Genomic DNA, 1,059 nt, shown 5'->3' on the forward strand with positions numbered 1-1,059 from the left:
TGGGCTTTACCTCCACCAAGGAATACGCCGAGTTGGAATGGCCCATCGACATCCTGATCACGCTGGTCTGGCTGGCCTATGCGGCCGTATTCTTTGCCACCATCGCCAAGCGCAGGACCTCGCACATTTATGTGGCCAACTGGTTCTACGGTGCCTTTATCATTGCCATCGCGTTGCTGCATGTGGTGAACAACCTGGCAGTACCGGTTTCCCTGATGAAGTCCTACTCCGCCTATAGCGGCGCCATCGATGCCATGGTGCAGTGGTGGTACGGCCATAACGCGGTGGGCTTTTTCCTGACTGCCGGCTTCCTGGGCATGATGTACTACTACGTGCCCGTTCAGGCCCAACGGCCGGTGTATTCCTACCGCCTTTCCATTGTGCATTTCTGGGCCCTGATCGCGGTTTACATGTGGGCCGGGCCGCACCACCTGCACTACTCCTCCCTGCCCGACTGGGCTCAATCCCTGGGCATGGTGTTCTCCATCGTGCTGCTGGCGCCCAGCTGGGGCGGCATGATCAACGGCATGATGACCCTTTCCGGGGCCTGGCATAAGCTGCGCACCGACCCGATCATCCGCTTTATGATTGTGGCGCTGTCCTTCTACGGCATGAGCACGTTCGAAGGCCCGATGATGGCCATCAAGACAGTGAATGCGCTCAGCCATAACACCGACTGGACCATCGGCCACGTACACGCCGGCGCCCTGGGCTGGGTTGCCATGATCACCATCGGGGCCACCTATGTGATGGTGCCGCGCCTGTTCGAGCGCAAACAAATGTACTCCATCTCCTGGATCAACACCCACTTCTGGCTCAGCACCATTGGTACGGTTCTCTACATCGCCTCCATGTGGGTGTCCGGCATTATGCAGGGGCTCATGTGGCGCGCGGTGAACACCGACGGCACCCTCACCTACAACTTCGTGCAGGAGCTGGTCGAGCGGCATCCGTTCTACATCATTCGTTTGCTGGGCGGGATCATCTTCCTCAGCGGCATGATCCTGATGGCCGTCAATGTCTATAAAACCGTCCGTGCCGAACGCGACTGCCGCGGTG

At 59.0% G+C, this 1,059-nt stretch carries 1 protein-coding gene; it reads left to right on the forward strand.

Going from position 1 to position 1,059, the window contains the following annotated elements:
- The coding region (gene ccoN, locus A3730_RS06490) for a cytochrome-c oxidase, cbb3-type subunit I (RefSeq protein WP_063537742.1) at positions 1-1,059 on the forward strand (1,059 nt) is incomplete at both ends.

The sequence above is a fragment of the Alcanivorax sp. HI0044 genome (assembly GCF_001634945.1).